This is a genomic window from Pricia sp. (assembly GCF_041745955.1).
GTDB lineage: Bacteria > Bacteroidota > Bacteroidia > Flavobacteriales > Flavobacteriaceae > Pricia.
Genome location: NZ_JBGTHY010000117.1, coordinates 1 through 6,621 on the forward strand (window position 1 = coordinate 1; position 6,621 = coordinate 6,621).

At 48.5% G+C, this 6,621-nt stretch carries 6 protein-coding genes; all 6 read right to left on the minus strand.

Annotated elements, in window-relative coordinates; all coding sequences use genetic code 11:
* Positions 1-537: hypothetical protein (locus ACEW8S_RS04100; RefSeq protein ID WP_373516912.1), on the minus strand; the 537-nt coding region annotated here is incomplete at its 3' end.
* Positions 538-553: 16 nt separating this feature from the next.
* The gene (locus ACEW8S_RS04105) at positions 554-778 is read right to left on the minus strand and encodes a hypothetical protein (protein ID WP_373516913.1); all 225 of its coding nucleotides are present in this window, start codon (positions 776-778) and stop codon (positions 554-556) included.
* 219 nt (positions 779-997) lie between these two features.
* Positions 998-3,175 (minus strand): hypothetical protein, encoded by a 2,178-nt coding sequence (locus ACEW8S_RS04110; RefSeq protein ID WP_373516914.1) that lies wholly within the window; start codon positions 3,173-3,175, stop codon positions 998-1,000.
* A 194-nt stretch (positions 3,176-3,369) separates the two neighbouring features.
* Complete coding sequence (locus ACEW8S_RS04115) at positions 3,370-4,773, minus strand: aminotransferase class V-fold PLP-dependent enzyme (RefSeq protein WP_373516915.1); 1,404 nt, start codon at positions 4,771-4,773, stop codon at positions 3,370-3,372.
* Positions 4,774-5,037: 264 nt separating this feature from the next.
* On the minus strand, positions 5,038-6,285 hold the full coding sequence (locus ACEW8S_RS04120; RefSeq protein WP_373516916.1) for an aspartate aminotransferase family protein: 1,248 nt from the start codon (positions 6,283-6,285) through the stop codon (positions 5,038-5,040).
* Between the two features lie 116 nt (positions 6,286-6,401).
* Positions 6,402-6,621: LytR/AlgR family response regulator transcription factor (locus tag ACEW8S_RS04125; RefSeq protein WP_373516917.1), on the minus strand; the 220-nt coding region annotated here is incomplete at its 5' end.

Genomic DNA, 6,621 nt, shown 5'->3' on the forward strand with positions numbered 1-6,621 from the left:
GGGGAAAGAGATGGGATAGTCCACAAAATCGGCCACGGGAAATTCCGCATCCACATAGACTACGTCGGTAGAATCCTTACCTTCTTCCGGTACGTTCGGTACATCGTAATAATAGGAGGCCCCGGGCACGTACACATAAAAACCCGTAATATTGATCGCAGGGTCGTGCAGAAAACTCACCCTGTCGCCCACGGGAAGGCCCCGCATCAAGTAAAGGGTATCCTTTACGTCGTTCCAGATGGGACCATCGCCGCCAGCGGGCGGCTGGCCGGGAATTTTGGTGGCGTTTACCAGTTTCAAATACTGCGACACCACATCGGCATCGATGGAGTCGGACGGCGTCACGATCGTATCCTTTCCGCCACCCTGGCTTCCATCGACGGGGGGATTTTCCTTTGGGGGCGGATCGTTTTTCGGTTCCACCTCGTCTTTACTACAGGCGGCGATCATAAGGGCGATGCCCGCAAAAATGAGGAGTATACGAAAGCATCTCCCCAAAACATTCGTAATGGCTACTTTTTTTCCAGTGGTGTACATGGCTTTTTTTTTAAGGTTAAACTTTTGATAAAAGGTCGTGGGAAGCAATGATGGTGTCCTGGCCCCCGCCCTTAAGGCCATCCTCAGAGGGCCTCTCTTTAGGCGGTGGATCTTTTTCCAAATTTTCCTCGTCCTTACTACAAGCTTCGATGCAGATTACGATCGATCCGAAAATTAGGAGCAGGCGAAGGCATCTCCCGAATACACTTACGATTTTTGATTTTTTTCCAATAGAATACATGGCTTTTCATTTTTAGATTAAACATTCGATAAAGGTCGTGGGGGAGATAGTGATGTTAAAATTAAGATAGGATTAAGGTTGCTCCCGGCCGCGATTCACCGGTGGCGGTCGCCGATGTGTAGGTGGTCGCCACTCTTATATAAGTGGCAAAGGGCACACCTCTTTTTTTAGCTTGGCAATCGATAAGAGTTCCATATTTTTATTTTTTGGCGTTACTGTTTATTTTTCCGAGGGCATCGAAATACTCTTGATTTCCAGTTCGTATTCCCCCGGTCGTACACTTTCTAGCTGTAGCAGTTTGATAATTTTTTGGGTTTTCCGGTTTCCCAGAATTTTTCCGGAGGTATTTTTAAGTAGGATTTGGGGTTTTGTATGTCCATTTGTCCCGGCGGATATCCGTAACGCGCTCTGGGAAGATTCTTTCCCAGCGGGGGAAGCCATTTGGGCGAGGGGATCCGCGATCAACGGGGCCTTACTAAATGTGAGGATCGATTTTTCCGGATAGCGGTGCAGTACAATACTGTCTACCGCGACCAGACCGTCCGGATCCGTAAGTACGACACCATCGTCAACGACCGTATTCGTGAGGGAGTCGATCTGGGTCCAATAGACCGAGGTACCGGCTTCGGGCAGAAAATGTTGCGGTTTTCGGATGGCCAGCGAAGCCATGAGCGAATCTTGCGGACTGTTGTCATTGGCGAATACCGCGCCGTCGATTAACCATGCGGTAACCTGCCAAGAGCAGGGCTCGTCCATCAAGGTCTCCGTATTCCAGTCATGGTACCCGCCAAAGGTGCCCCAATCGTCGCCGCTTCCACCGCCCGTGGTGCTGGTACCCTCGGTGCCATCGCCGGGATCCCGTACCTGTTCGTCCAAGCGATGGTCAAAAAACGCCGGAAATGACATATTCCTGTATTTGGTTTCCTCGTAGGCTACATTTTCCCGAATGGTTTGCATATTATCCTGAACGCCATAGGTCCAATGGTCGTTGTTCAACCACCAGGTTTCCAAGCCATGGCCCCTTTCGCTCCAATACAATTGCATACCGAAGCCCAGGGAGTCCGCATCCTTGTATTGGTCAACGACAAAATCGCTCCAAGAACTGTCGTTTTTTCCGTGGAACATCCGTACGAGCGGTAGATCGCGCTTTTCGGAATTTAGATCGGTAAGGTTGAAGGCCTCTATCACATGTACGTTCGTGCCGTCCCTTCGATACAGGTTAGTGGGGTTGTTCCAGGACTTATCCCCGAACAGACTATATCCCTGGCCGGTGTCGTCATAACCATCCAGCCCGTTATTGAATATGGTCGCGGTGGCGTAACGGTCGGGGTAGGCCTTCATCAGGGCAATGACCCCGCCCGAACCCATGCTGTGGCCGTTGACATGTATGCGTTCGGGGTCTACGTTATAGGTTTTTATCAGCCAATCGTTGGTCCAGTCCAACCTACGCTGGGTATAATTTACAACGGTATCGTTCTGTAGCACCACGTTATTGACCAGGTCATAGGGGTCTTTGTTCTTGGCCCATCCGAAAAACTGGGTATTGCTGGGCTGATCGACATACTCGTTGGTATTGGGAAGATATTGTGCGAAATCATCGTTGTGGGCCACCAAAATGCCCTCTTGGGGCATTATGTTCACCTCGGGCCTATCGTTTGGCAACGATTGAAACGCCTTGCCCTTCCCTCCGTGCAACCAAAGAGTGGCGGGTATTTTTCCCCCTTGGGTAGTATCCATACCGATGGCCTCGCTTACAATAAATACGTTCGGCTGGCCATTTTTGGGTGGATTGGCCATTACGGGAAAGTCGGGTCGGCCGTTCCAGTGTTCCTCTTGCCCATCTGCCCACATGGCCCAAAACGTGCTATTGTGCCCTGATGGCAAAACCTTACTGCTTTGAAGATGGCAGGTGACCGGATCGTTGAAGGGATCATAACTATAGCTTACGGCGGAAGCGGTTCCGTTTACACCGGACGTTATCACGGTCTCCCCCTGTTTCACAACGGCGAAATAGCTGCTTCCCGCCGCATGGGGCGTGTATACGAACAGGTTCTTTATGGTATCAAGTTGAATGCTACGGTCTTTTGTCGGATGTGGGATGTTCCAATTAAAATCCCGTTTTTTCAATTGGTCCCTGATCGCGCCGGCCATCCAATCCCACTCGGTCAACTTCCCGATAAGTACAGCATCATTGGTAGAGACGGCGGCCGTTTCACTTTGATATATTTCATAGATCTCCGGCTTGGGATCGGTATTCTCCCATACGATCCATACCTGGCCTTTTTTGAACCAGGCCTGAATATCGGCTTGCGATTGTATTGGGGAAAAAGTCAATACCAATACGATACCTAGTATGCCCTTCCCGAAACTACTTTTAAATACACCGAAATAATACATAGCTTTCTATTTTAGGTTAAAACCGTGGAAATTTTCGGGGGAAATGTTTGTGGGGGAAATCTTGGTGGGGAAAATTGTTGGCGTAAAACTACTATGAACCTCTCGACACTACTATTCGAGATCAATGGATGGAAGGGCGGGGTTTGTAAGTGGCGGGTTTGGGTGGATAGGTGGGAAGCGGGGAGCTAAAAAAGCTAATTGTTTGATACTTGGTCAGAAACCAATACTTCCTTCCCAAGAACAGTGCGGCTGACCAGTTTCTTGGCGAAGCCCATAAACTTTTCTATATCCGAGGGTAGTGTCGGAAAACCGATGGAAAGGCGTACGGCCCCCCTTGCTTTTCCCAGAAAACGGACCATATCGTCGTAGTCGCCCGTTTCCCTGCTGGTAAAATAATTTTTTAATCCTTCGGAAGGCAGGCCGTGGTTCAGTTCATCGATGCCAGGATTGCAGAAACAACCCGTTCGAAGGGAGATCTTTTCCGCATTGGCCCATTGTTCTATATGTTGAAAGGGATAGAGATCGCCATCCACATCAAAAAAATTCAGTAGAAAAGTACCTCCGCGGTTCCCCACATGGTTCGGTCCGTACAGTTTTACGAGCGGTCGACCATTATCGTGGCGGAGTTCCTGTAAACCTAAAAGGACAAGTTGGGATAGTGATCTGATCCGTTCGGTGATCCTATCCATGGTGATGGCGGACATAAAGTCGAGTCCGTTTGCAATGGCGGGGATATCCAAATAATCGATAGTGCCGTTTTCAAACCGTTCATGGTCCGTTTTTAAAAAATGACCACCGTGCGCGACCGAGGATAAAATTACCGTACCGCCTGAAAACCAAGGTTTTTGCAATAGGTTAAATTTTGATTTTTTGACCAAAAGGCATCCGATTCCCGTAGGGTAGCCAAAAATTTTGTAGAACGATAGCGCGACGAAATCCGGTCGGACGATGAATAGATCCAATTTGGAAGTCGGTACAAAAGCGGCGGCATCGAGCAGTACGTCCCAGCCGTGTTTGTGCGCTTTTTGGATCCATTCCAGCGAATGCTGAACTCCCGTAACGTTCGATTGGGCGGGAAAGGCAAACATCCTGTTTTTCTTATCGGGATAGCGGCCCAGCTGTTCGCTCAGTTCAGAGTCATCAATTGAGAAATCCGTAAGGTCCATGGAACAATAGGAATAACTTCCTCCCTTGTTCAGGCAATATTCCCTTATGCCGTTCACGGAATTATGATTATCGGCGGTACCCAAAAAATGGGTATCTGCCGCAAAGGGATAACATTCCCCTACTATCTTAATCGCCCCGGTAGCGTTTGGGGTAAAAATACAATAGTAATCCCCTGCGTTGAAAAAATCGAGCACCTTCTGCCGGGCCTCGTTCACAAATTTTTCCGATAGCAGCGATGTGGGGTTTGAGGAGTGTGGATTGCCGTATACCGCATTTTGTAGATATTGATAATGGGTATCCAGCAAGCTTTTCGGATAGAGATTGCCGCCCGTATAATCGAGATAGACCTGGCCCGATGCGTCAAGCCTGGCATATTCTTTTTTCCGTAAGTCGTTGAAAAAGGTGTCGTTGTCAAATTTTTCCGTTGACATGGCAATCGTGTATTGGTTTACAAGTGCTCAGTGAAACTCTTTTTCTCAGTGAAACTCTGTGTAACAGCTACTACTCAGACCTGCCTATCCGGCGAGGCAGGGATTCACAGAGAAGGCACCTACCCGATTGCCGGACGGGCAGGGGGCTCACAGAGTATCCTGGAATAAAGTTAACCTACTCGAAAGCGTATTTCCTTTGGAGTTGTATCGATGGTAGATTCGGCTGTATCATTGGTCGGAAAGTAATGTGACCCTAGGTTAAGTTTATAGCATCATTTCGCTTTTTTTAATTTCTTCCGAATACAGAACATCCTCCACGGCCGAAAGAATAATATCACAGGCTATTTGTATTTCCGGATCGGTAATGATCAGGGGCGGGGCCAAGCGCATGCAATTATTATGGAATAAAAACCAGTCCGTCAACACGCCCAGTTCCAAGGCCCTATCGATGACCTCTTTTACGATTTCGAACGACTCGAATTCCACAGCCATCAGCAATCCGACATTCCGTACTTCGCGAATGGCCGGATGAAGAAGGTATTTTTTAAACAATTCGGCCTTGCTTTCGACCTGGTCGATAAGGCCACTCCCCGTCAACACTTTCAGGTTTGCCAATGCGGCGGCGGCACTTAGGGGGTGGCCGCCAAAGGTCGAGATATGCCCGAGGATCGGTTTTTTCTTTAAAACATCCATGATATGTCGTGGGGCGATAAAACCACCGATGGGCATACCGCCACCCATGGCCTTTGCGCATACGATGATGTCAGGCACGATGTCGTAATGTTCGAACCCCCAGAACTTTCCGGTGCGCCCAAATCCTGTTTGAACTTCGTCCAAAATCAACAAGGCACCGGTTTCGTCACAGCGCCGTCTCAAGGTGGCGAAGTATTTTTTGCTTCCCTCGATTACGCCTGCCTCGCCCTGCACGGTTTCCAAAATGATGGCGGCCGTATTGGTGGTTATCTCGGATAGATCTTCGATTTTACCAAAGGAAATATGCTTGACATCCGCAAGCAACGGACGATACCCTTGTTTCAAGGTTTCGTTGCCGCAGACCGATAACGCACCATGGGTAGAGCCGTGGTAACTATTGTGGCACGAGATCAGTTCCGCCCGCCCGGTAAACCGTTTGGCCAGTTTCAACGCACCTTCTACCCCCTCACTGCCCGAATTCACGAGATAGCAATTATCCAATTTTTTGGGCAAGGTTCGCAATAGCCTTTCCACGAGCTGTACCTGCGGGCTCTGTATCATTTCACCGTAGACCATCACGTGCAGGTACCGATCCGCTTGATCTTTGATGGCCGCTATCACTTTCGGATGGCAGTGGCCGATATTGCTCACCCCGATACCGGAAATAAGGTCCATTAATTTTTGACCGTTTTGGCCATAAAGGTACATGCCTTCGGCACGCTCGATTTCCACTAATAACGGAAAGTGCGTGGTCTGGGCCAGATGGGACAGGAATAATTGTCGATTGGTGATCATCATGTTGTTTTTTATATTGAACATGAAGGTATAGGCAGCATAATGACATTCCGAGCTATACTCAATAGATGGAGGAAATGATTTTATATGTGGTGGGAATTCTTGAATAGCCGGTATACTTGTAAAAAAATCCGAAGGTCTTAAACCCTATCCAACATTCCCAAAAAGGCATCCTTTCTTCTGCGGGAAATATCCACATGGTGGTCATCAGTGAGGATGACGTAGCCGCCATCGCCCTTGATATATTTTTTGACGTGACTTAGGTTGATAAGGTGGGAGTTGTGTACCCTGCAAAACCCGGAACCGGACAGCAGGTTTTCAAAATCCTTAAGGTTTTTGGAGATAACCTGTTTTTGTTTG